Below are 23845 nucleotides of genomic sequence, written 5' to 3' on the forward strand. Positions count from 1 at the left end.
CGAGGTGCAAGCGCTGTCATGAGCATCCATCAAGCCGCAGGATCGTTGCGCGAGCCGTCCGCCGAGGACGATATCGACTCCCAGGGCCTGGACGAGTGGCGCGACGCGTTGCTGTCGCTGCTCGAACACGAAGGCGCACCGCGCACGCGGGGGCTGCTCGACAGGCTTGCGGCGCTGGCGCGGCGTCACGCAGTCGGCTGGCAGCCAGGGCATGGCACGCCCTATATCAATAGCATCGGCGTCGAGCAGCAGCCGGTTTTCCCAGGCGACCTGGCGACCGAGGAACGCCTGGCCTCGATCATGCGCTGGAACGCGCTGGCCATGGTGGTGCGCGCCAACCAGGTCTACGGCGAGCTTGGCGGTCATATTGCAAGCTACGCCAGTGCCGCCGACTTGTTCGAGGTCGGCTTCAACCACTTCTTCCGTGGCGGCGATGCACCGGGGGCGGGTGACCTGGTGTTCTTCCAGCCGCACTCGGCGCCGGGTGTCTATGCCCGGGCCTTCCTCGAAGGGCGCTTGCAGGTTGAGCAACTGGAGCACTATCGACAAGAAATCACTGCGCGGCGCCGCGGTGTGCAGGGTCTGTCGAGTTATCCACATCCCTGGCTGATGCCTGATTTCTGGCAGTTCCCCACCGGCTCCATGGGCATCGGGCCGATCAGCTCGATCTACCAGGCGCGCTTCATGCGCTACCTGGAGCACCGGGGCCTGCGCCAGAGCGCCGGGCGTCGGGTGTGGGGCGTGTTCGGTGATGGCGAGATGGATGAACCGGAAAGCATGTCGGCGCTTACCCTTGCCGCGCGCGAGCGTTTGGACAATCTGGTGTGGGTGGTCAACTGCAACTTGCAGCGCTTGGACGGCCCGGTGCGCGGCAACGGGCGCATCATCGACGAACTGGAGGCGCTGTTCAGCGGTGCGGGCTGGCGGGTGATCAAGCTGGTCTGGGGATCGGATTGGGATGGCCTGTTCGCCCGCGATGCCTCCGGCGAGTTGGAGCGCACGCTGTCGGCCACCGTCGATGGGCAGTTCCAGACGTTCGCCGCCAAGGATGGGCGCTACAACCGCGAGCATTTCTTCGGCCAGAGCGAGGCGCTGGCCCGGATGGCCCAAGGCATGAGCGACGAACAGATCGACCGGCTCAAGCGCGGTGGTCACGACATGGTGAAGATCCATGCCGCCTACCATGCCGCCCAGCAAGGTGATGGTCGCCCGACCGTGGTACTGGCGCAGACCAAGAAAGGCTACGGCATGGGTGAGGCCGGGCAGGGCAAGATGACCACGCACCAGCAGAAGAAGCTCGACCGCGAGGCGCTCATGGCCTTCCGCGATCGATTCAACCTGCCATTGAGCGATGAGCAGACCGAGTCCCTGGCCTTCTACAAGCCTGCCGACGACAGTCACGAGATGCGCTACCTGCATGCACGCCGCCAGGCACTGGGCGGTTACCTGCCGTCGCGGCCACGCCAGGCCCAGGGGCTGCCGGTGCCGGCGATGGCGAGCTACGCGGCATTCGCCACCCAGGCCGATGGCAAGGAAATGTCCACCACCATGGCCTTCGTGCGCATGCTCGGCGGGTTGCTCAAGGATCCTCAGCTCGGGCCGCGAGTGGTGCCTATCGTCGCCGACGAGGCGCGCACGTTCGGCATGGCCAACCTGTTCAAGCAGATCGGTATCTATTCCAGCGTCGGCCAGCGCTACGAGCCCGAAGACATCGGTTCGATCCTTTGCTACCGCGAGGCGCTTGACGGGCAGATCCTCGAAGAGGGCATCAGCGAGGCGGGGGCGATCAGCTCCTGGGTGGCGGCGGCCACCAGCTATTCGGCCCATGGCTTGCCGATGCTGCCGTTCTACATCTACTACTCGATGTTCGGCTTCCAGCGTATCGGCGACCTGATCTGGGCCGCCGCCGACCAGCGCGCCCGTGGTTTCCTGCTGGGCGCCACTGCCGGGCGTACCACCCTGGGCGGCGAAGGACTGCAGCACCAGGACGGCCACAGCCTGCTGATCGCCTCGACGGTGCCCAACTGCCGTGCTTACGATCCGGCGTTTGCCGGCGAGTTCGCGGTGATCCTCGACCACGGCATGCGGTGCATGCTCGAAGCGCAGGAAGATGCGTTCTACTACGTCACCCTGATGAACGAAAACTATCCACAGCCCAGCCTGCCGGAAGGGGTCGAGGATGACATCATCCGGGGGCTCTACCGTCTGGAGCAACACCTGCCCGAAGGGGCGAGTGGCACGGTGCGGTTGCTGGGCTCAGGTACGATCCTGCGCGAAGTGCAGGCGGCGGCACGCGTGTTGGCGCAGGACTGGGGCGTGGCCAGTGAAGTGTTCAGCGCCACCAGTTTCAGCGAGCTGGCGCGCGAGGCACGGGAGGTGGAACGCTGGAACCGGCTGCATCCGCAGGAGTCGGCGCGGGTCAGTCACCTGGTGCAGTGCCTGCCCAAGGGCGCGCCGGTGATTGCCGCGACCGACTATGTCTGCGCCTGGCCGCACCTGGTGGCGACATACGTGCAGGATCGCTTCGTTGCCTTGGGCACCGATGGCTTCGGACGCAGCGACAGCCGCGAGCGGCTGCGTGGCTTCTTCGAGGTGGACAGCCGGCAGATCGTGCTGGCGGCCTTGTCGAGCCTGGCCGATGAAGGCGTGCTGGAGCGCCAGCGGTGTGCCGAGGCGATCGTGCGCTATGGCATCGAGGCCGAGGCGCCGGTGCCGTGGGGGTGTTGAGATCGTGGCGTGAAGTGTTGTTCTACAACACAATCCGAGTCGTCGAAAGCACCTGGCGCAGGCCCATGAACGAACGGATCTGCCGCACCCCCGGCAGATACAGCAACTGCTCGGCATGCAGGCGGTTGAAGCTCTGGCTGTCGCGGGTGCGCAGCAGCATGAAATAGTCGAACTCCCCCGTCACCACATGGCACTCCATGCACCCGGAGACCTTCTGCGCAGCCGCTTCGAATGCGGCGAAGGACTCCGGGGTGGAGCGGTCCAGTACCACGCCGATCAACACCACCATCCCGGCATCCAGCCGCTCGCTGTCGAGCAGGGCGACGATGCCCTTGATCAACCCCGCCTGCTTCAAGCGTTCGACCCGTCGCAGACAGGCCGGGGCGCTGAGCTTGACCTTGTCGGCCAAGGCCACGTTGGCAATCGAGGCGTCCTGCTGCAGGGCACGCAGAATCGCGCGGTCGATACGGTCGAGCTGTGGCGGCCCGGACAGGGGAAGGGTTTTCCGCTCGCGTTCATTTATTGCTTTCAATGCCTGAACCTCACAACAAAGCGAAGTGAAATGATCGATCAATAAAACAATAGCTCGAAATTCAGGGAAAACTTGCAACCCGTTTTTCCACCAACCTCCCTAGCATTGACCCTATCGGAGCCCGCGATCCGCGTGTTTCGCAACTGGGAGCACAACCATGAACCTGAGTCGCTACGAGCGTTACCCGCTGACCTTCGGTCCCTCCCCGATCACCCCGCTCAAGCGCTTGAGTGCCCACCTGGGGGGCAAGGTCGAGCTCTATGCCAAACGCGAGGACTGCAACAGCGGCCTGGCCTTTGGTGGCAACAAGACACGCAAGCTCGAATACCTGATCCCCGAGGCGCTGCAACAAGGCTGCGACACCTTGGTGTCGATCGGCGGCATCCAGTCGAACCAGACGCGCCAGGTCGCCGCAGTGGCCGCGCACCTGGGCATGAAGTGCGTGCTGGTGCAGGAAAACTGGGTGAACTACTCCGACGCTGTGTATGACCGTGTCGGCAATATCGAGATGTCACGCATCATGGGGGCCGATGTGCGGCTCGACAGCGCGGGCTTCGACATCGGTATCCGCCCCAGCTGGGAGCAGGCGATGGCGGATGTTCGCGCCAAGGGCGGCAAGCCGTTCCCGATTCCGGCAGGGTGCTCCGAGCACCCCTACGGCGGGCTGGGCTTTGTCGGCTTTGCCGAGGAAGTACGCCAGCAGGAGGCGGAGCTGGGCTTCAAGTTCGACTACATCGTGGTGTGTTCGGTTACCGGCAGCACTCAGGCGGGCATGGTGGTCGGTTTTGCCGCCGATGGGCGCTCGCAGCGGGTGATCGGCATCGACGCTTCAGCCAAGCCGGAGCAGACCAAGGCGCAGATCCTGCGCATCGCACGTCACACCGCCGAGCTGGTGGACCTGGGGCGCGAGATCACCGAGGACGATGTGGTGCTCGATACCCGCTACGCCTACCCCGAATATGGGCTGCCGAACGAGGGCACGCTGGAAGCGATCCGCCTGTGTGGCCGGCTGGAGGGGGTGCTGACCGACCCCGTGTACGAGGGCAAGTCGATGGCGGGGATGATCGGCATGGTGCGCGATGGCGAATTCCCCGAAGGTTCGCGGGTGCTGTATGCGCACCTGGGCGGTGTGCCGGCACTCAACGCCTACAGCTTCCTGTTCCGCAACGGCTGATCGAGCGTCGCCTGAACGGATCGCGTTGCACTTAGCGCCCGTGCCACAACCTGTGATCCAAGGCAAAGCGTCCGCCGCCCCGGATGGCCATGTACAACGCCAGGCTGCCGAGGATCACCGGATATTCGATGCCCCGGTCCACCCACGGCCAGGTCGGACCGAGGGCGTAGCTGATCCCGACCATCTCCGCGGCCATGGCCAGGGCAACGGGCCGGGTCAGCACGCCGACGACGAGCATCAGCGCGCCGACGGTTTCCAGCAGCATCACCAGAAACGCCAGTTCGGCGGCGAACGGCAGGCCCATCACGTTGCCGATGAGGTGGGTCGAACTGGCCATCGGATCGGCCATCGAGCCATGTGAGTCACCCAGCAGCTTGGGCAGCCCGTGGGTGAACATGACGATGCCCAGTACAGCGCGCAGCAGGGCGTAGAACACCGGCTCCAGGCGTGCCTGAAGATTGCGGACGGATGACGGGGTGTCGCGGGGAATGCTGGTCATGTTCGAGCCCTCGCAGTGTTGCTTGCGTCGATGGTCGGCAGTGGAGCGGCTGACTCAATGATGGTGGTTGATGCCGGCGGGATAAAGCGGGCGGATTGGACTTGTCAATTCCAGCTGCATTAACAGTAGCCGTGATGTTCGCCTAGCGGCCCCTCGCCCATCGAGGCTTCCAATTGCCAATAAAAAACCGCGCAAAGGCGCGGTTTTTTATTGGCTCGGAGTGAGACGGCGTACCGAATGCTCCTGCAGCGCGATCAGACGTTGAAGCGGAAGTGCATCACATCACCGTCCTTGACGATGTAGTCCTTGCCTTCCAGGCGCCATTTGCCGGCTTCCTTGGCACCGCCTTCACCCTTGAACTGGATGAAGTCGTCATAGGCGACCACTTCGGCACGGATGAAGCCTTTCTCGAAGTCGGTGTGGATGACACCGGCGGCTTGCGGGGCGGTGGCGCCGACGCGGACGGTCCAGGCGCGCACTTCCTGTACACCGGCGGTGAAGTAGGTCTGCAGGTTGAGCAGCTCGTAGCCGGCGCGAATCACGCGGTTCAGGCCGGGTTCTTCAAGGCCCAGGGCCTCGAGGAACATGTCCTTCTCCTCGCCGTCTTCCAGCTCGGCGATCTCCGCTTCGATCTTGTTGCACACCGGCACCACGACCGCGCCTTCTTCCTCGGCGATGGCTTTCACCACGTCCAGGTGCGGGTTGTTGTCGAAGCCGTCCTCGGCAACGTTGGCGATGTACATGACCGGCTTGCTGGTCAGCAGGTGGAAGCCGCGGATGGCAGCCTTCTCGTCGTCAGCCATATGCTTCATCAGGCTGCGCGCAGGCTTGCCTTCGGTGAAGTGCGGGATCAGCTTTTCCAGCAAGGCCTTCTGTGCGAGGGCTTCCTTGTCGCCGCCCTTGGCGTTGCGAGCGACCTTCTGCAGTTGCTTCTCGCAGCTGTCGAGGTCGGCGAAGATCAGTTCGAGGTCGATGATCTCGATGTCGCGCTTGGGGTCGACGCTGTTGGAGACGTGGATCACGTTCTCGTCTTCGAAGCAGCGCACTACATGGGCGATGGCGTCGGTCTCGCGGATGTTGGCGAGGAACTTGTTGCCCAGGCCTTCACCCTTGGAAGCACCGGCGACCAGACCCGCGATGTCGACGAACTCCATGGTGGTCGGCAGGATGCGGTTCGGCTTGACGATCTCGGCCAGCGCCGCCAGGCGTGCGTCGGGCATTGGCACGATGCCGCTGTTCGGCTCGATGGTGCAGAAGGGGAAGTTCTCCGCCGCGATACCGGATTTGGTCAGGGCGTTGAACAGGGTGGACTTGCCGACGTTGGGCAGGCCGACGATGCCGCAATTGAAACCCATGGGAATTCCCCTTTCTAGAAAGTCAGGCCTTCTGGCTGTGCAGTTCGCGCATGGCCTTGGCGAAGTCGCCGGCCAGTACGTCCGGCAGCACGCCGAGGGCAAAATCGATGCTGGCGTCGAGCTTCTCCTGCTCGGCGCGCGGCGCGCGGCCCAGGACGAAGTTGGAGACCAGTTTGGCGTCGCCCGGGTGGCCAATGCCAAGCCGCAGGCGGTGGAAGTCGTTCTGGTTGCCGAGCTGCGCGATGATGTCGCGCAGGCCGTTGTGCCCGCCATGCCCGCCGCCACGCTTGAGCTTGGCGACGCCGGGAGGCAGGTCGAGTTCGTCATGCGCCACCAGGATCGCTTCCGGCTTGATGCGGAAGAAATTGGCCAAGGCCGCCACGGACTGGCCGCTGCGGTTCATGTAGGTGGTGGGAATCAGCAGGCGAACATCGTTGCCTTGATGGCTGAACTTAGCCGTCAGGCCAAAATACTTTTTGTCAGCAGACAGCGAAACGCGCTGGGCGCTGGCAATGCGTTCAACGAAAAGAGCCCCTGCGTTATGCCGGGTCTGTTCGTATTCGGGGCCGGGGTTACCCAGGCCGACGATCAACTGGATGGCGGTCACGTCAGGGGCTCTTTCCTTGGAGTTGGTGGGTTACGGTGCGTGCGGCACTGTAACCCGATCAACGCCGGCGTGCGAGTGGATTACTCGGCAGCGCCTTCTTCAGCAGCTTCAGCGGACACGCGTGGGGCGTGAACGTTGGCAACGGCTTTGTCATCACCGTGGGCCAGAGCGACGAACTCTACGCCTTTCGGAGCTTTCAGGTCCGACAGGTGGATGATGGTGCCGATTTCGGCCTTGGACAGGTCGACTTCGATGAACTCAGGCAGGTCTTTGGCTTCGCAGGAAACTTCGATCTCGGATTCTACGTGGGAGATCTCGCCGCCTTTCTTGATCGGGGCTTCTTCACCAACGAAGTGAACCGGAACCTTGGCGGTCAGCTTCTGGCCAGCAACGACGCGAACGAAGTCGGCGTGCATGATGAAGCCTTTGGCCGGGTGGCGCTGCAGGGCCTTGACGATGACGTCTTGCTTGGTGCCGTCGACGTTCAGCTGCAGAACGTGGCTGAAGGCAGCCTCGTCTTCGAACAGCTTGGTGATTTCCTTGGCCAGGATGGTCAGGGACTCGGCGTCCTTGTTACCACCGTAGACAACGGCTGGGATGTTGGCGGAGTGACGCAGGCGGCGGCTCGCACCTTTCCCCAGGTCAGTACGCGCTTGGGCGTTCAGGGTGAAATCAGTCATTTTGTTTCTCCAAAATAGCCCCCCGAGGGCGTTTGCGACCAGCGCCGGACGGGGATGGCAAAAAAGCCCCGCCCCGACATCGATGCCGGGGCGGGGCGCTTTTCGTCAGCGTGCGTTCCGCTTAGCGGAACATCGCGCTGATCGATTCTTCGTTGCTGATGCGGCGGACCGCCTCAGCGACTACCGGTGCGATATCCAGCTGGCGGATACGGTCACAGGCTTGAGCAGCGGCGGACAGCGGGATGGTGTTGGTCACCACCAGCTCGTCGAGCACCGACTTCTCGATGTTCTCGATCGCACGACCCGACAGAACCGGGTGGGTGCAATAGGCGTAGACCTTGGCTGCGCCGTGGTCTTTCAGGGCCTTGGCCGCGTGGCACAGGGTGCCGGCGGTGTCGACCATGTCGTCTACCAGGATGCAGGTGCGTCCTTCGACGTCGCCGATGATATGCATCACCTCGGAGTGGTTCGCTTTCTCGCGGCGCTTGTCGATGATACCCAGGTCGACGCCCAGCGACTTGGCGACGGCGCGTGCACGCACCACACCACCGATGTCGGGGGAGACGATCATGAGATTATCGAAACGCTGGTCTTCGATATCGTCGACCAGTACGGGCGAGCCGTAGATGTTGTCGACAGGAATATCGAAGAACCCCTGGATCTGGTCAGCGTGCAGGTCGACGGTGAGAACACGGTCGATACCCACGACAGTGAGCATGTCAGCGACGACTTTGGCGCTGATGGCTACACGTGCCGAACGCGGACGGCGGTCCTGGCGGGCGTATCCGAAGTAAGGAATCACGGCGGTGATTCGGGAAGCTGAGGAGCGGCGGAAGGCGTCGGCCATCACTACCAGTTCCATCAGATTATCGTTGGTCGGAGCGCAAGTCGGCTGAATGATAAAGACGTCTTTACCGCGGACGTTTTCATTAATCTCAGTGCTGATTTCGCCGTCGGAGAATTTACCGACAGAAACATCACCCAGTGGGATATGCAGCTGACGTACTACACGCCGAGCCAGATCGGGGTTGGCATTCCCCGTGAAGACCATCATCTTGGACACGCGCAGTACCTGAAGGCTGAGGGTAACCTGGATGAGTATAAGGAAAATGGCAGGGGCGGCTGGATTCGAACCAACGCATGGCAGGATCAAAACCTGCTGCCTTACCGCTTGGCGACGCCCCTGTATCTGTTGCTGCGAACGCTTATGCGCTCGACTTCTTGATCAGACCTTGCAGCTTGCGATGCAACATCGAAACATTGCTTCCTTTTGCCACAAACCCTGTTTGGGTCTCTGAAAGAAGGGCCAGAACTCTATCAGCTTCGGCTTTGCTTGGGAAGGCCCCAAACACGCAACTTCCAGTGCCGGTCATTCGAGCTTCCGTAAATTTACCCAGCGAATTCAGCGCATTGCGAACTTCTGGATAACGTTGCTCTACCACCGGTTGGCAGTCATTTCGACTGTTTCCCTCGGGAACGGGGCGCATCTTAAGGGGGAGGGAATCACGTGTCAACTCTGGATGCGAAAAAATTTCCGCTGTGCTGACAGACACTTGCGGCACCAGCACGACATACCAAGGTTCTTCAGGATCAACCGGGGTCAGCTGTTCGCCGACACCCTGGGCGAAGGCGGCGTGACCGCGTACGAACACCGGCACATCTGCGCCCAGTGTCAGCCCCAGCGCAGCGAGGCGGTCGACCGGCCAGTCGAGCTGCCAGAGATGGTGCAGGGCGAGCAGGGTAGTGGCCGCATCGGAGCTGCCGCCACCGATACCGCCGCCCATGGGCAGGATCTTTTCGAGCCAGATGTCGACACCCAGTTGCGTGCCGGACTGTTCCTGCAGCTTGCGCGCTGCGCGCACGATCAGGTTGCTGTCGTGGGGGACATCGGCGATCTCGGTGTTCAGGCGGATCAGGCCATCGTCGCGCAGCTCGAAGCTCAACTGGTCGGCGTGGTCGAGGAACTGGAACACGGTTTCCAGCTCATGGTAGCCGTCGGCACGTCGGCCGGTAATGTGCAGCCACAGGTTGAGCTTGGCCGGGGCGGGCAGGGTGAGCCTGTGCATCGGATCAGTGTCCCAGCTGGCGGGGTTGCCAGTCCTTGACCACCAGGGTGACGTCGAGGTTTTCGCCGCGCAGCTTGAGGCGCTCGGGCAGCCAGTAGCCGTTCTGCTCGATGTAGCTCAGGTATTCGACTTCCCAGCCGTCCTGGGTGAGGCGGGCCAGGCGGCTGTCGCCATCGAGGGTCAGCTGGCTCTTGCTGTCGGGGGCCGGAAGGCCGCGGACCCACCAGACCAGATGCGACACCGGCAGGCGCCAGCCGAGTTGCTCTTCGAGCAAGGCTTCGGGGTTCGCTGCTTCGTAGCGACCCTGGTTGGCCACTTCCAGCACCACGCCGCCGGGGCGGCCGGTCAGGCGTGCGGCGCCACGACCCAGAGGACCTGCCAGGCGAATGTCGTAGTAGTCCTGGCGCTGCAGCCAGAACAGCGTACCGCTGCCCGAGTCACGCGGGGCACGGATGCCGACCTTGCCGTTGATCTGCCAGCCGTCGAGGGTGCTCAATTGTTGCTTGTGTTCGCGCCACTGTTGCGGGCTGCCCTTGCCCTGGACGGCTTCACGGGTGCCAAAACCGGCGCAGCCGGTGAGCAGGGCGATGAGGGCGAAGGTGATGAGATGACGCAAACGCATGATTTAGAGGTTCTCGGATCCGGTCAGGCGCAGGACGGTCTTGCGCAGGATAGGGCTGTCGGGCTGCTCGGCGAAGGCCTTGGCCCAGACCTGGCGGGCTTCGCGGCGTTTGCCGTTGGCCCACAGCACCTCGCCCAGATGGGCGGCGACTTCATGGTCGGGGAAACGCTCCAGCGCCTGGCGCAACAGGCGTTCGGCCTCGTCCAGGTTGCCCAGGCGATAATTGACCCAGCCCAGGCTGTCGAGCACCGCAGGATCGTCCGGGGTGAGCTGGTGGGCTTTGTCGATCAGTGCTTTGGCCTCGCCATAGCGTGTGGTGCGGTCGGCCAGGGTGTAGCCCAGGGCGTTGAGGGCCATGGCGTTTTCCGGCTCGCGGGCGATGATGGCGCGCAGGTCTTTTTCCATCTGCGGCAGGTCGTCGCGCTTCTCCGCCAGCATGGCGCGGGTGTAGAGCAGATTGAGGTCGTCGGGGTAGCGTTTGATGGCCTGCTGCAGTACCTGGTCGGCCTGGGCTTCCTTGCCATTGTTACCCAGGGTCTCGGCCTCGATGAGGTAGAGCTGGATCGCATAGTCGGGCTGTGCTTCGCGGGCTTCGGCCAGGTGGCGCGAGGCCTCGGCGCTGCGGCCGTTGGCGATCAGGATGTCGGCTTGGCGCAATTGCGCGGCCAGGTAGTCCGGGCCTGGGCCGACCAGCGCATACTCGCGCAGGGCCGCTGCCGGCAGGTTGCGTTCTTCGCGAATGCGGCCGAGGTTCAGGTGCGCGGCGTCGACGTTGCTGTCGCGCTCGACCAGTTCCTGCAGATAGCCTTCGGCCTCGTCCCAGTTCTTGTTCTCCATGCTCACCAGGGCCAGCGAATAACGCAGCTCGTCGTCATCCGGGTACTGTTGCAGCAGGTTCTCGAACTCGGCCTTGGCGTCGGTGATGCGGTCTTGCTCGACCAGCGTGCGCGCATAGGTGAGGCGCAGGCGCTTGTCGTCCGGATTGTCGCGAATCGCCCCGCGCAGCAGTGGCAGGGCCTCGTCGCCACGGTCCAGGGCCTGGAGCAGGCGCGCGCGCAGCAGGATCGGCGCAATTTCGCCATTGCGTGGCGGGTGGCTTTCGAGCAGTTCGAGTGCTTGTTCGGTCTTGCCGTCCTGGTTGAGCAGCAGGGCCTTGCCGAAGACCAGCTGGCCGTTGTCCGGGTACTTGACCAGTAGGCGATCGAAGCTTTGCATCAGCCCGTCGCGGGTGCTCTGGTCGGTTTCGGCGGCAGACAGGGCGAGGAAGTCGAAGTGGGTGTCGCCCTGGCCCTGAAGCACTTTCTCCATATAGGCCATGGCGTCGTCGTAGCGCCCGGAACGGGCCAGCTGGATCGCTGCGGCGCGCTGGGCGTCGAGGCTCTGCGGGTCGTTGCGGGCCCAGATCAGCGCGGTGTCGAGGGCCGGTTCGTCGGCTCCTAGGTACTCGGCGATGCGGTAGGCGCGCTCGGAGACGGCCGGATCCTGGGTTTTTTGCGCCTGGTCGACATAGTTGGCCAGGGCAATGTCGAAGCGATTGCGCTGGCCGGCAAGCTCAGCCACCAGCAGGCTGTAGAGTGTGTCCTGCTTGAACGATCCATACACCACAGGCGCTTTCGCCTCGGGCTTGTCGGCTTCGGCAACAGCTTGCTGATCCTCGCTCTTGTGCGGGGTCAGGCTCTGGCAGCCCTGGAGCAGGGCGAAGGCAAGCAGCAATGCGTAGGGTCTGTTCATAGAGGCTTTGGTGGACTAACCGGCGGTCGGAGCATGATGACACAAGCGCGGGGGCAAACCCACCCGCGAAGTGTGTGACCGCGCCGGGCGCGGGATGTTCGGCGGGCAGGCCCGCTACCACAACTGGTTGCGGCAGGTGCCTGGCCTTGATTCGCGCCTTGTCCGCAGGCCTCGAGATAGCCCAGGCTCATCACGACAATAGCGAACGGTGGTTGTCCTGAATCCTGCGAAGTAGGACAATTATCGGCTTCCCGTCCCAACCAGCGACCTTGCATGGCCTTTCTCGCCCTCGGTATCAACCACAAGACTGCCTCGGTAGACGTACGCGAGCGCGTGGCGTTTACGCCCGAGCAACTGGTCGATGCCCTGCAGCAGCTCTGCCGACTGACCGCCAGCCGCGAGGCGGCGATCCTGTCGACCTGCAACCGCAGTGAGCTTTATATAGAGCAGGACCAGCTCAGCGCCGACGCCGTGCTGCAATGGCTGGCCGCCTACCATCGCCTGAGCCTCGACGAACTGCGTGCCAGCGCCTACGTTCACGAAGAGCACGATGCGGTCAAGCACATGATGCGTGTCGCCTCCGGGCTCGACTCGCTGGTGCTGGGCGAGCCGCAGATCCTCGGCCAGATGAAGTCGGCCTACGCAGTGGCCCGCGAGGCCGGCACCATCGGTCCGCTGCTCGGGCGCCTGTTCCAGGCCACCTTCAGTGCCGCCAAGCAGGTGCGCACCGACACCGCCATCGGTGAGAACCCGGTTTCGGTCGCCTTTGCCGCGGTCAGCCTGGCCAAGCAGATCTTCGCCGACCTGGGCCGCAGCCAGGCCTTGCTGATCGGTGCCGGTGAAACCATCACCCTGGTCGCCCGCCACCTGCACGAGCAGGGGGTCAAGCGGATCGTCGTCGCCAACCGCACGCTCGAGCGAGCCAGCATCCTCGCCGAGCAGTTCGGTGCCCATGCCGTGCTGCTGGCGGACATCCCCCAGGAGCTCGCCAACAGCGATATCGTCATCAGTTCCACCGCCAGCCAGCTGCCCATTCTTGGCAAGGGTGCGGTCGAGAGCGCGCTGAAGCAGCGCCGGCACAAGCCGATCTTCATGGTCGACATCGCTGTGCCGCGGGACATCGAGCCGCAGGTGGGCGAGCTGGACGACGTCTACCTTTATACTGTCGACGATCTGCACGAGGTCGTCGCCGAAAACCTCAAGAGCCGCCAGGGTGCAGCCCAGGCCGCCGAAGAGCTGGTCAATCTCGGTGCCGAGGATTTCATGGCGCGCCTGCGCGAGCTGGCTGCGGTGGACGTGCTCAAGGCCTACCGTCAGCAAAGCGAGCGGCTACGCGATGAGGAACTGCAAAAAGCCCAGCGCCTGCTGGCCAACGGCGGCAACCCCGAAGAAGTACTCGCCCAACTGGCCCGCGGCTTGACCAACAAGCTGTTGCACGCGCCCAGCGTGCAACTGAAAAAGCTCTCTGCCGAAGGCCGCGTCGATGCGCTGGCCATGGCCCAGGAACTCTTTGCCCTCCACGAGGGCTCGACGGACAAACCCACGCAATGAAAGCGTCGCTGCTGAAAAAACTGGACATCCTCCAGGACCGCTTCGAAGAACTCACCGCCCTGCTGGGTGATGCCGAAGTCATTTCCGACCAGACCCGTTTCCGCGCCTATTCCCGTGAATATGCCGAAGTCGAGCCGGTGTTCGTCGCCTACAAGGAGTGGTGCAAGGTCCAGGAGGATCTGGAGGGCGCCCAGGCGCTGCTCAAGGACAGCGACCCGGACCTGCGTGAGATGGCCGTGGAGGAAGTGCGCGACGCCAAGGAGCAACTCGTCGTCCTGGAGTCGCAGTTGCAGCGCATGCTGCTGCCCAAGGACCCCAACGACGGGCGCAACGTGTTCCTCGAAATCCGCGCCGGCACCGGCGGCGACGAGGCTGCGATCTTTTCCGGCGATTTGTTCCGCATGTACTCGCGCTACGCCGAGAAGCGTGGCTGGCGCCTCGAGATTCTCTCCGAAAACGAGGGTGAGCACGGCGGCTACAAGGAAATCATCGCCCGCGTCGAGGGCGACAGCGTATACGGCAAGCTCAAGTTCGAGTCTGGTGCGCACCGCGTGCAGCGGGTGCCGGAAACCGAATCGCAGGGTCGCATCCACACGTCCGCCTGCACCGTGGCGGTGCTGGCCGAGCCTGACGAGCAGGCCGCGATCGAGATCAACCCGGCCGACCTGCGCATAGACACCTACCGCGCCTCCGGTGCCGGTGGTCAGCACGTGAACAAGACCGATTCGGCGATCCGCATCACCCACTTGCCGACCGGTATCGTCGTCGAGTGCCAGGAAGAGCGTTCCCAGCACAAGAACCGCGCCCGCGCCATGTCCTGGCTGTCGGCCAAGCTCAACGACATGCAGACCAGCGCCGCGCAGAATGCGATTGCCAGCGAGCGCAAGCTGCTGGTGGGGTCGGGCGACCGCTCCGAGCGCATCCGCACCTACAACTACCCGCAGGGTCGGGTGACCGACCATCGCATCAACCTGACGCTCTACTCCCTCGACGATGTGCTCGCCGGTGGCGTCGATGCCGTGATCGAACCCTTGCTGGCCGAATACCAGGCCGATCAACTGGCCGCCCTGGGGGACTGATGACCATCATCGCCAGCCTGCTGCGCAACGCGCAATTGCCCGATTCGCCGACCGAGCGCCTGGACGCGGAGTTGTTGTTGTCCGCTGCCTTGGGCAAGTCGCGCAGCTACCTGCACACCTGGCCCGAGCGCATCGTCAGCAGTGAGGCGGCGCAGACGTTCGCGGCTTTTCTCGAGCGCCGTCGTGCAGGTGAGCCGGTGGCGTACATTCTCGGTCAGCAGGGCTTCTGGAAGCTCGACCTTGAAGTCGCGCCGCACACCCTGATCCCTCGGCCGGACACCGAGCTGCTGGTGGAGGTCGCGCTCGAACGGGTGCCTGCCAAACCTGCCCGGGTGCTGGATCTTGGCACCGGCAGCGGCGCCATCGCTCTGGCCCTGGCGAGCGAGTGCCCGGCCTGGCAGGTGACGGCGGTCGATCGCATCGACGAGGCCGTGGCTCTGGCCGAGCGCAACCGCGAGCGTCTGCACCTGGCGAATGTCCAGGTGCGCAGCAGTCACTGGTTCGACGCCCTGGCCGACGAGCGCTTCGACCTGATCCTCAGCAACCCGCCCTACATTGCCGCCGAAGATCCACACCTGAGCGAGGGCGATGTGCGTTTCGAGCCCAGCAGTGCGCTGGTGGCCGGCCCCGATGGCCTTGACGATCTGCGCCTGATCATCGCCCAGGCGCCGCAGCACCTGTTGCCTGGCGGCTGGTTGCTGCTCGAGCATGGCTACGACCAGGCGGCCGCCGTGCGCGACCTGCTGGTTGGCAGCGGTTTCATCGACGTGGACAGCCGCCGCGACCTGGGCGGCCACGAACGTATTTCCCTGGGGCGCCTGCCATGCTGAGCGACCAGGAGCTGTTGCGCTATAGCCGGCAGATCCTGCTGTCGCAGGTCGACATCGACGGCCAGTTGCGGCTCAAGCAGAGCAAGGCCCTGGTGGTCGGGCTTGGTGGCCTGGGGTCGCCGGTCGCGCTCTACCTGGCGGCTGCCGGCGTGGGTGAATTGCACCTGGCCGACTTCGATACGGTCGACCTGACCAACCTGCAACGCCAGGTCCTCCATGACAGCGGCAGCGTCGGCATGAGCAAGGTCGATTCGGCGCTGCAGCGCCTGCAGGCGATCAACCCGGAAGTCACGCTGGTCGCCCATCGCCATGCCCTGGACGACGACTCCTTGGCTGCGGCGGTGGCGGCGGTGGACCTGGTGCTGGACTGCTCCGACAATTTCGCCACCCGTGAGTCGGTCAACGCCGCGTGCGTGGCGGCCGGCAAGCCGTTGGTGAGCGGCGCGGCGATTCGCCTGGAAGGGCAGTTGTCGGTGTTCGACCCCCGCCGCGACTACAGCCCTTGCTATCACTGCCTCTATGGCCATGGCAGCGAGGCCGAGCTGACCTGCAGCGAAGCCGGCGTGATCGGTCCTCTGGTAGGGCTGGTCGGCAGCTTGCAGGCGTTGGAAGCGCTGAAGCTGCTGGCCGGGTTCGGCGAGCCCCTGGTGGGCCGCCTGCTGCTGATCGATGCCCTCGGCACGCGCATGCGTGAGCTGCGGGTCAAGCGTGATCCGGCCTGCACGGTGTGTGGCGATCGCCATGGCTGATCGCTCGGCGCCGGTGGGCGTGATGGATTCGGGGGTCGGTGGCTTGTCGGTGCTCGCCGAGATTCGCCGCTTGCTGCCCAACGAATCGCTGCTCTACGTGGCCGATTGCGGTCACGTACCCTATGGCGAGAAATCCCCCGACTACATCCGGGAGCGCTGCCGGCGCATCGCCGAGTTCTTCCATGCTCGCGGTGCCAAGGCCATGGTCCTGGCGTGCAATACCGCGACCGTGGCGGCCGTGGCCGACTTGCGCGAACGCTACCCCGATTGGCCGTTGGTGGGCATGGAACCTGCGGTCAAGCCGGCCGCCGCGGCGACACGCTCCGGCGTGGTCGGCGTCCTGGCCACCACCGGCACCTTGCAGAGCGCAAAATTTGCCGCGTTGCTCGACCGATTCGCCAGCGATGTACAGGTCGTGACCCAGCCGTGCCCGGGGCTGGTGGAGTTGATCGAGACAGGCGATCTGGGCAGCCCGAAGCTGCGTGCAATGCTGCAGGGGTACGTACAGCCGCTGCTGGCGGCGGGCTGCGACACGCTGATCCTCGGATGCACTCACTACCCCTTCCTGCGCCCGCTGTTGGCCGAAATGGTGCCCTCGGATGTGGCTATCATCGACACGGGCGCTGCGGTGGCGCGCCAGTTGCAGCGCTTGTTGAGCGCCCGCGACCTGCTTGCCGAGGGGCCTTCACGCGAGGCGGCCTTCTACAGTAGCGCTGCGCCGCAGCACCTTCGCGAAATCCTGCCGGTGCTGTGGTACGGGTCTGTAGAACAGGTCAGCGCGTTCGACCTGTAAAAAATAGCTGAAATCTCCCGCACACAAGCTGAACTATCGTCCTAATGTCGATTTCTATCATTTTGCCTGGTTCACAGGCGGACACTTGATAACAACACCAGGAAGAAGGACGAGCTCATGAGGCATTTGCTTGGAATGGCGGCGGTTGCCGCGTTGGCATTGGGGCAGGCGGTGTCGGCACAGGCGGCTGATGTTTCGTTGTCGGTGGGGCAGACTGGCGACAGTACCATGGTCTATCGACTGGGGTTGCAGTCGAACTGGGATGCCAGTTGGTGGCAGACCAGCGTAGGCCGAATCACCGGGTACTGGGACGGTGCCTACACCTACTGGGATGGCGATGAGCGGGCAAGCAATCACAGCCTGTCGTTCGCCCCCGTGTTCGTGTACGAGTTCGCCGGGGACTCAGTCAAGCCCTACATCGAAGCGGGGATCGGTGTGGCGGCATTCTCACGGACCAAGCTGGAAAGCAATGACCTGGGCTCGTCGTTCCAGTTCGAGGACCGCATCGGTTTTGGCCTGCGCTTTGCCGGTGGGCACGAGATCGGGGTTCGCGCGATCCACTACTCCAACGCCGGGATCAAGCAGCCCAATGATGGGGTCGAGAGCTATTCGCTGCATTATCGAATGGCGCTCTGACCCGGATCACCGGGGCGTGCAGCGCCCCGGGTTTACCTCAGGCTTCCCAGGGCAGTGGCCACAGCAAGGTCGGGTCCAGCACTTCGAGCACCAACTCGGCCTGTGGGTGCTTGAGCCTGCGCGCCAACTCATTTGCTGCGCTCTTCGCCGTCCAGGATTCAGGTATCGCCATGCTGTTGCTGACCGGTGCCTTGAGCGACTGTGGCGCGACCACCGTAAGCTGTACCGCCAGATCGTCGAGGACCTTGCGTTGCTCACGGAACCACTGGGGCAGGCTGTTGTGGCCCGCCGGGGTCTGCGCTGGCGCAAACAGTTGCAGCGTCGAATAGCGGCTGAACAGTGCCATCACCTGTGGCCTGTGGCCTCTGGCCAATAACGACAGTGCGCTGGCCAGGACATGCTCGCTGGCGCGCCGGTTGCTGCTGACGATCTCTTCCATTACCGCGTTGGCAGGTAGATCGTTTGCTAGGTAATCGCACGTGCCGGCATTGACGATCAAGACGTCCAGTGCCCCCCAGTGCGACTGCAGCTGCTCGGCCGCAGACTGCGCCGCGACCAGCTCGTTCAGGTGCGCTGGCAGGCGCAGCAGGCGTGCCTCGTGCAGCTCGGCCAAGGTATCGAGCTCCTGGCAATCCATGCCGCTGGCCGCGACCCGATGGCCCTGTTCGAGCAATCGTTCGACCAACGCGAGGCCTACTCCATTGCTGGCCCCTGTTACCCAGAACCTGCGCGTACTACTCAATGCTATGCCCTTCAGTTGATGGAGGCGGGTAGCGCCTTGAATGCTGCCAGTGCCCGATGGCGGCTGCTGTCCAGATCGACGATCGGGCTGATGTAGCCACTTGTATCAAATAGTCCGGAAGATTTCACAGGCAAATGAATGTATTTGTCATCCAGATGAGTGAGTTCCGGTAGCCAATGGCGTATGAAGCGTCCTTGGGGGTCGAAACGCTGCGACTGGGTCACCGGGTTGAAGATCCGGAAATAGGGCACCGAATCGGTGCCGGTGGAGGCGCTCCACTGCCAGCCGCCGTTGTTTGCCGCCAGGTCGCCGTCGATCAGGTGTCGCATGAAATGCCGCTCGCCCTTGCGCCAGTCGATGAGCAGATTCTTGCTCAGGAACATGGCGACGACCATGCGCAGCCTATTGTGCATCCAGCCGGTATGCAGCAGCTGGCGCATGGCCGCGTCGATCAACGGGAAGCCGGTGCGGCCTTGTTCCCACGCCTGGAGATCGTCGGGCGCGTCACGCCAGGGCAGAGCCTCGGTGGGGGCGCGGAAGGGGCGGTGGCGCGAGACCTGTGGATAGCCCACCAGGATGTGCTTGTAGAACTCGCGCCAGAGCAGCTCGTCGATCCAGGTGCGTACACCTTGGCTGCCGCTGTCGAATTCGCCACGGTTGCTCGACAGTGCGGCGTGCAGGCATTGGCGCGGCGAGATCACACCGGCGGCAAGGTAGGGCGAGAGCTGGCTGGTGCCGGGCCTGGCCGGCAGGTCACGCAGGGTCTGGTAGTCTTCGATGGTTTCGTCGACGAAGCGCGACAGCCTGCCCTGGGCTTCGTCTTCACCGGCAGGCCAGTGCTCGCGCAGGCTCTGCTCGGGCGTGTCGAAGCCTTCTATGTGCCGGGGGATCGGGTCGCTGGCGATGCCTAGGGAAGCCTGTGGTTTCACGGGCTGGGCAAGGGTTGGCAGGCTGCGATGCAGATGTTCCAGGCAGGTCTTGCGAAACTGGCCGAAGACCTGGAAATAGTGGCCCGCCTTGGTCAGCAGGGTGCCGGGATGGAAGAACAACTGATCCAGGTGTGTGCGGGCGGTCACGCCGGAGCGCTCCAGCAAGGATTGGGTCCGCCGGTCACGCTGGCTTTCGTTGACGCCGTACTCGTCGTTCCAGTGCACGGTCTGCACCTTGTGCGTGCGGCAAACCTCGAGCACGGTTTCGGGCACCTGTTGCCAGGTGTCGGTATGGCGGATCAGCAACGGGATGTTCAGGCGTTCGAGGGCGTGGCGCAGGTCGCGCAGGTTGCGCAGCCAGAAGTCAACCTTGCTCGGCGCATCGTCATGCGCCTGCCATTGCCCGGGGCTGGCGATCCACAGGGCAATGGTCGGCCCCTGTGCGGTGGCGGCGGCGAGGGCGGTGTTGTCGTTGATGCGCAGGTCGCTGCGCAGCCAGATCAATTGCATCTCAGGATCTCTGACAGTCGGGTTCAGCGTGATTGCTGAAGCAGGCGCAATGCCCCCTGCGGTGTCTCGAAGAGCTGCAGCGCCGGAAGTTCCAGGCCGCGCAGTCGCTCCTCATGGATGAAGACACTGGCGCCCCCGAGGAGTTTCGTCAGCGTTACATCCCGCAGGGGGGCCAGTGCTTGGAGGTCGATGCGCGGCCCCAGGTGCAGCACCAGGGCGCGCGGGGCGAGTTGGGCGATCGCGTGCAGCAGTTGCTTGCCGCCGACCGGTTGTTCGAGCACCTCCACGGCAAAACCGCTGCTGCTGAGCAGCCAGGCGGCGAGCCACAGTTGAGCATCGAAGGGGGCGTCAAGGGTCGTGGCCAGCAGTACCGGCGGCCCCTCGAGCGAATGGTTGTCGTGGTAGACCCGCGCGCCCAGCTTGCTGCGCAGCCAGGTGTGGAAGAAGGCCTGCTCGAGGCTGGCGTCGAAGTGCTTGCGCCAGCGTTGCTCCAGGCGCTCGAGCAGCGGCAGCAGCAGTTGCTCGCACAGAGTCGAGGCGGGATAAAGCGCCATGGCCTGGTTGAGTTGCTGGTCCAGCGAGCGTTGGGCGAGATTGGCAATGGCCTCGACCAGTTGCTGGCAGCGCGCTTGCCAGTCACCCTCCAGCCTTGGCGAGGCTTCGCTGCGGTTTTCAAGCAGGTCACGCACCTGGCTCACCGAGGCGCCGCGTTCCAGCCACTGCAGGATCGCCTGCACCTTCTCGACATGCTGTGTGCTGTACAGGCGATGGCCCTTGGGCGTGCGCTCCGGCACCAGCAGGCCGTAGCGTCGCTCCCAGGCCCGTAGGGTGACCGGGTTGACCCCGGTGCGCCGGGCCAGTTCGCCGATCGGCAGGCTGTCTTCAGAGTGCATTGCGCAGGCCCAGGTTTTCCGGGTGCGGTTGCAGGTAAGCCTGCTGCATCAGGTAAGGATCGGGGTGAACGCGCAGATGGTGCTTGAGCAGGGTCAGCGGGACCACCAGCGGCACGCTGCCTTGCTGGTACTGGCTGATCAGGTGCTGCAGTTCGGCTTTGTCGCTGCTGTCCAGGGCATCGCGCAGATAGCCGCACAGGTGCTGCAGGACGTTGCTGTGGGTGCCGCGGCTGGCGCAGCGGCGCAGAGCCTGCATGAGTTGGCTGAAGTAGCGCGGGCCTATCTGCAGCGGGTCGTCGTCGCGGCTCATGCTGCCCAGCAGGCGCCCGAGTTCGCGATAGGCCTGCGGGTTGTGCGCCATCAGCAGGTATTTGTAGCGTGAGTGGAAGCGGATCAGGGCGCCGCGGCTCAAGCCTTGTGTCAGCAGGTGCTGCCAGTCGGCATAGGCGTAGACGCGGCTGATGAAGTTCTCGCGCAGCACTGGGTCGTGCAGGCGGCCTTCTTCTTCCACCGGCAGGTCCGGGCGGCGCTCGCAGAACGCCTGGGCATAGGCGCCGCGCCCGCCCAGCAGTGAGGGGCGGCCATTGTCCTGGTAGACCTTGACCCGCTCCAGCCCGCAGGAGGGTGACTTCTGCATGAACACATAGCCGCAGATATCGTCGAGTGCTTCGGCCATCTGCTGGCCGTAGGCACGCAGGGGAGGGGCGAGGTCGGTACCGGGATTGCGCGGGTTGATCACTTCCGGGGCCTGGGGATCGCCGACCAATCGAATGGCGTCGCGAGGAGTGCCCAGGCCAATGGCAACTTCCGGACACAGCGGCAGCCAGTCGAAATGCTCATCGAGTGACTGGCACAGGTCCGAGGCTTTGTGCCCGCCGTTGTAGCGCACATCCTGCCCGGCCAGGCAGGCGCTGATGGCGATGCGGGGTTTGCCTGTCGAGTGGGGAGCGTTCATCGTGGCCTCCGTAGACCTGTACAATCCGAGAATTTTGTACAGGTCTATTCCAGCACATCGAAAAACTTATGCAAGACAAATTTTTTGTACAACTTTACTCGAGGTGCTCGAGCAAGCGACGCGCCGCCTCCTGGCCGCTGAGCCAGGCACCTTCCACGCGTCCGGACAGGCACCAGTCGCCGCAGGCGTACAGGCCCTGGTCGGCGTCGGCGAGGGTGCCCCATTCATGGTTGCCGACGGGGCGGGCATAGAGCCAGCGGTGGGCGAGGGCGAAGGTCGGTGCTGGCACCACGCAGCCGACCAGTTCGGCAAACTCGCCCCACAGCTGCTCGATCACTTCTTCTCGGGGCAGGTCCAGGTGCTGGCGACTCCAGCTGGAGGTGGCGTGCAGCACCCAAGTGTCGAGGTGTTCGTCGCGGCCGGGTTTGCTGCGGTTGCGTGCCAGCCAGTCGAGCGGATTGTCCTGCACGAAGCAGCCTTGCATCGGGGTATCGAGCGGTGTCTGGAAGCCCAGGGCGATGGCCCAGGTGGGTTCCATCTGCACGCCGGCGGCGACCGCTGCGAGCTTGGGTGTGGCCGCCAGCAGGGGAGTGGCCTGGGGGGCTGGCACGGCGATCACCACCTGGCTGAACGGCCCGTGGCTGCAGCCTTCGGTGTCCTGTAGATGCCAGTACTGCTTGCCGCGGAAGACCTCGGTGATACGGCACCCGAAGTTGACCGTGACATCCTTGAGCAGGCCGCGGGTGATGGCGCTCATGCGTGGCACGCCGACCCAGCGGGTCTGTTCGTCGGGGGAGGGGGTCAGTTCACCGTCGCGGTAGTTGTAGAGCTGCGGCTTCCACTGCGCGGCCCAGCCGGCGGCGACCCATTGCTGGACCTGCTCGACGAAGCGTCGGTCGCGGGCGGTGAAATACTGGGCGCCCAGGTCGAGCGCGCCGGCATCGCTGCGCTTGCTGGCCATGCGCCCGCCACTGCCGTGGCCCTTGTCGAACAAGTGGACGTTCTGTCCGGCCTTCTGCAGGGCCTGGGCGGCGGACAGGCCGGCGATACCGGCACCGATGATGGCTATAGGTACTGTCATGATGGCCTCTTCGAACCTTGCTTTAAGCAGACTACGCTGTCAGACAAACCTGTACAATGAAGAAGTTTTGTATAAGGTTATTCCGCTCGATAGGACAGGTTGGCCTATGTTTATCCGAGAGCTATCGGTTTAAAAAGTGCCTTGATCTTAAAAATAGACCATGGCCGCAGCTTGCGAGGACACAGCCATGCATATATTGCTGACGGGCGGTACTGGATTGATCGGCCGGCACCTGTGCCAGCTCTGGCTCAGCCAGGGCCATCGCCTGACGGTATGGAGCCGCGAGCCTGCCCAGGTGCCCAAGCGTTGCGGCAGCGGCGTGCGCGGTATCGCTCGGCTGGAGGAGCTGGAGGCGGACGATCCGCTGGACGCGGTGGTCAACCTGGCCGGCGCGCCCATCGCCGACCGACCCTGGACGGCCGCGCGCCGGCAGCTGTTGTGGGCCAGTCGTGTCACCCTCACCGAGCAGTTGCTGGGCTGGTTGGAGCGCCGCGAGCAGCGTCCCGGGGTGCTGATTTCCGGCTCGGCCGTGGGCTGGTATGGCGATGGTGGCGAGCGGGAGTTGACCGAGGCCTCGCAGCCGGTGAAAGAGGACTTCGCCAGCCAGCTGTGCATCGCCTGGGAAGAGACTGCGCAACGTGCGCATACGCTCGGCATGCGCGTGGTGCTGGTGCGTACCGGGTTGGTACTGGCCAGCGACGGGGGCTTTCTTTCGCGTCTGCGCCTGCCCTTCAAGCTGGGGCTTGGTGGGCCGATCGGCGATGGTCGGCAATGGATGCCCTGGATCCATATAGAGGACCAGATCCGCCTCATTGATTTTCTCTTGCAGCAAAACGACGCCAGCGGTCCCTATAATGCCTGCGCGCCAGAGCCGGTACGCAACCGTGAGTTCGCCAGGCGTCTGGGACGTGCATTGCATCGCCCGGCGTTGCTGCCGGTGCCTGCGCTGGTGCTCAAGGCTGGCCTGGGCGAGTTGTCGACCCTGCTGCTGGGGGGCCAGCGTGCGCGCCCGGTGCGCCTGCTGGCTGAAGGTTTCACGTTCCGCTTCAACGATCTGCAATCGGCGTTGGACGACCTGTCCGACCGCCTCTGACATAGGACGCT

General features: G+C 64.1%; 23 protein-coding genes and 1 tRNA gene. 9 read left to right on the forward strand and 15 right to left on the reverse strand.

The window, feature by feature from the left end; translation table 11 throughout:
• The first annotated feature begins 18 nt into the window (after positions 1-18).
• Positions 19-2727: an alpha-ketoglutarate dehydrogenase gene (mdeB, locus tag ACPZMI_RS08445; RefSeq protein ID WP_426352035.1), complete on the forward strand. Its 2709-nt coding sequence runs from the start codon at positions 19-21 to the stop codon at positions 2725-2727.
• Between the two features lie 22 nt (positions 2728-2749).
• On the opposite strand, the gene ACPZMI_RS08450 is transcribed toward mdeB, so the two are convergent.
• Positions 2750-3259 carry an Lrp/AsnC family transcriptional regulator gene (locus ACPZMI_RS08450; RefSeq protein WP_426352036.1) on the reverse strand — a complete coding sequence of 170 codons (510 nt, stop codon included), beginning with the start codon at positions 3257-3259 and terminating at the stop codon, positions 2750-2752.
• A gap of 157 nt (positions 3260-3416) precedes the next feature.
• Here ACPZMI_RS08450 and ACPZMI_RS08455 point away from each other — a divergent pair, with 157 nt between their 5' ends.
• Positions 3417-4433, forward strand: coding sequence for a 1-aminocyclopropane-1-carboxylate deaminase (locus tag ACPZMI_RS08455; RefSeq protein ID WP_186711642.1), 1017 nt, complete (start codon positions 3417-3419; stop codon positions 4431-4433).
• A 31-nt stretch (positions 4434-4464) separates the two neighbouring features.
• Here ACPZMI_RS08455 and ACPZMI_RS08460 read toward each other — a convergent pair whose 3' ends face one another.
• The 9 genes from ACPZMI_RS08460 to ACPZMI_RS08500 all read right to left on the reverse strand — a co-directional run bounded on the left by ACPZMI_RS08460 (position 4465) and on the right by ACPZMI_RS08500 (position 11993).
• Positions 4465-4932 carry a DoxX family protein gene (locus tag ACPZMI_RS08460; RefSeq protein WP_186711643.1) on the reverse strand — a complete coding sequence of 156 codons (468 nt, stop codon included), beginning with the start codon at positions 4930-4932 and terminating at the stop codon, positions 4465-4467.
• 254 nt (positions 4933-5186) lie between these two features.
• Positions 5187-6287, reverse strand: a complete 1101-nt coding sequence (gene ychF, locus ACPZMI_RS08465; RefSeq protein WP_186667640.1) for a redox-regulated ATPase YchF — start codon at positions 6285-6287, stop codon at positions 5187-5189.
• Between the two features lie 22 nt (positions 6288-6309).
• A complete protein-coding gene (gene pth / locus ACPZMI_RS08470) occupies positions 6310-6894 on the reverse strand; it encodes an aminoacyl-tRNA hydrolase (protein WP_054894616.1) in 585 nt (194 codons plus the stop codon).
• Between the two features lie 80 nt (positions 6895-6974).
• The gene (locus ACPZMI_RS08475; protein WP_426352037.1) at positions 6975-7574 is read right to left on the reverse strand and encodes a 50S ribosomal protein L25/general stress protein Ctc; all 600 of its coding nucleotides are present in this window, start codon (positions 7572-7574) and stop codon (positions 6975-6977) included.
• Positions 7575-7695: 121 nt separating this feature from the next.
• A complete protein-coding gene (locus tag ACPZMI_RS08480; RefSeq protein ID WP_029614333.1) occupies positions 7696-8637 on the reverse strand; it encodes a ribose-phosphate pyrophosphokinase in 942 nt (313 codons plus the stop codon).
• Positions 8638-8684: 47 nt separating this feature from the next.
• Positions 8685-8759, reverse strand: a tRNA-Gln gene (locus ACPZMI_RS08485).
• Positions 8760-8779: 20 nt separating this feature from the next.
• Positions 8780-9640, reverse strand: coding sequence for a 4-(cytidine 5'-diphospho)-2-C-methyl-D-erythritol kinase (gene ispE / locus ACPZMI_RS08490; RefSeq protein WP_426352038.1), 861 nt, complete (start codon positions 9638-9640; stop codon positions 8780-8782).
• A gap of 4 nt (positions 9641-9644) precedes the next feature.
• A complete protein-coding gene (lolB, locus tag ACPZMI_RS08495; RefSeq protein WP_186667643.1) occupies positions 9645-10262 on the reverse strand; it encodes a lipoprotein insertase outer membrane protein LolB in 618 nt (205 codons plus the stop codon).
• A gap of 3 nt (positions 10263-10265) precedes the next feature.
• Positions 10266-11993: a tetratricopeptide repeat protein gene (locus ACPZMI_RS08500; protein WP_186667644.1), complete on the reverse strand. Its 1728-nt coding sequence runs from the start codon at positions 11991-11993 to the stop codon at positions 10266-10268.
• 273 nt (positions 11994-12266) lie between these two features.
• On the opposite strand from ACPZMI_RS08500, the gene hemA reads away from it, so the two are divergent.
• From hemA to ACPZMI_RS08530, 6 genes are all read left to right on the forward strand, one after another.
• Entirely contained in the window at positions 12267-13544 is a 1278-nt protein-coding gene (gene hemA, locus ACPZMI_RS08505; protein ID WP_186711212.1) for a glutamyl-tRNA reductase, read from the forward strand.
• Positions 13541-14623 (forward strand): peptide chain release factor 1, encoded by a 1083-nt coding sequence (gene prfA, locus ACPZMI_RS08510; RefSeq protein WP_186667645.1) that lies wholly within the window; start codon positions 13541-13543, stop codon positions 14621-14623. The genes hemA and prfA overlap by 4 nt, the downstream gene beginning before the upstream one ends.
• Positions 14623-15453 carry a peptide chain release factor N(5)-glutamine methyltransferase gene (gene prmC / locus ACPZMI_RS08515; RefSeq protein WP_186667646.1) on the forward strand — a complete coding sequence of 277 codons (831 nt, stop codon included), beginning with the start codon at positions 14623-14625 and terminating at the stop codon, positions 15451-15453. The genes prfA and prmC overlap by 1 nt, the downstream gene beginning before the upstream one ends.
• Entirely contained in the window at positions 15447-16202 is a 756-nt protein-coding gene (locus tag ACPZMI_RS08520; protein WP_186667647.1) for a molybdopterin-synthase adenylyltransferase MoeB, read from the forward strand. Before prmC ends, ACPZMI_RS08520 begins: the two co-directional genes overlap by 7 nt.
• Positions 16195-16995: a glutamate racemase gene (murI, locus tag ACPZMI_RS08525; protein WP_186667648.1), complete on the forward strand. Its 801-nt coding sequence runs from the start codon at positions 16195-16197 to the stop codon at positions 16993-16995. Before ACPZMI_RS08520 ends, murI begins: the two co-directional genes overlap by 8 nt.
• Before the next feature lie 117 nt (positions 16996-17112).
• Positions 17113-17631, forward strand: coding sequence for an acyloxyacyl hydrolase (locus tag ACPZMI_RS08530; protein WP_186667649.1), 519 nt, complete (start codon positions 17113-17115; stop codon positions 17629-17631).
• Positions 17632-17668: 37 nt separating this feature from the next.
• On the opposite strand, the gene ACPZMI_RS08535 is transcribed toward ACPZMI_RS08530, so the two are convergent.
• The 5 genes from ACPZMI_RS08535 to ACPZMI_RS08555 all read right to left on the reverse strand — a co-directional run bounded on the left by ACPZMI_RS08535 (position 17669) and on the right by ACPZMI_RS08555 (position 22741).
• A complete protein-coding gene (locus ACPZMI_RS08535) occupies positions 17669-18373 on the reverse strand; it encodes an SDR family NAD(P)-dependent oxidoreductase (RefSeq protein ID WP_426352039.1) in 705 nt (234 codons plus the stop codon).
• Between the two features lie 11 nt (positions 18374-18384).
• Complete coding sequence (phrB, locus tag ACPZMI_RS08540; RefSeq protein ID WP_426352040.1) at positions 18385-19812, reverse strand: deoxyribodipyrimidine photo-lyase; 1428 nt, start codon at positions 19810-19812, stop codon at positions 18385-18387.
• Between the two features lie 23 nt (positions 19813-19835).
• A complete protein-coding gene (locus ACPZMI_RS08545) occupies positions 19836-20705 on the reverse strand; it encodes a MerR family transcriptional regulator (protein WP_426352041.1) in 870 nt (289 codons plus the stop codon).
• Positions 20695-21660: a YbgA family protein gene (locus ACPZMI_RS08550; protein ID WP_426352042.1), complete on the reverse strand. Its 966-nt coding sequence runs from the start codon at positions 21658-21660 to the stop codon at positions 20695-20697. Before ACPZMI_RS08550 ends, ACPZMI_RS08545 begins: the two co-directional genes overlap by 11 nt.
• 94 nt (positions 21661-21754) lie before the next feature.
• On the reverse strand, positions 21755-22741 hold the full coding sequence (locus ACPZMI_RS08555) for an NAD(P)/FAD-dependent oxidoreductase (protein ID WP_186667654.1): 987 nt from the start codon (positions 22739-22741) through the stop codon (positions 21755-21757).
• Positions 22742-22928: 187 nt separating this feature from the next.
• Here ACPZMI_RS08555 and ACPZMI_RS08560 point away from each other — a divergent pair, with 187 nt between their 5' ends.
• The gene (locus ACPZMI_RS08560) at positions 22929-23834 is read left to right on the forward strand and encodes a TIGR01777 family oxidoreductase (RefSeq protein ID WP_186667655.1); all 906 of its coding nucleotides are present in this window, start codon (positions 22929-22931) and stop codon (positions 23832-23834) included.
• The last annotated feature ends 11 nt before the right edge of the window (positions 23835-23845 follow it).

Origin of the sequence: Pseudomonas wayambapalatensis, assembly GCF_049942315.1 — a bacterium.
Classification (GTDB): domain Bacteria; phylum Pseudomonadota; class Gammaproteobacteria; order Pseudomonadales; family Pseudomonadaceae; genus Aquipseudomonas; species Aquipseudomonas wayambapalatensis.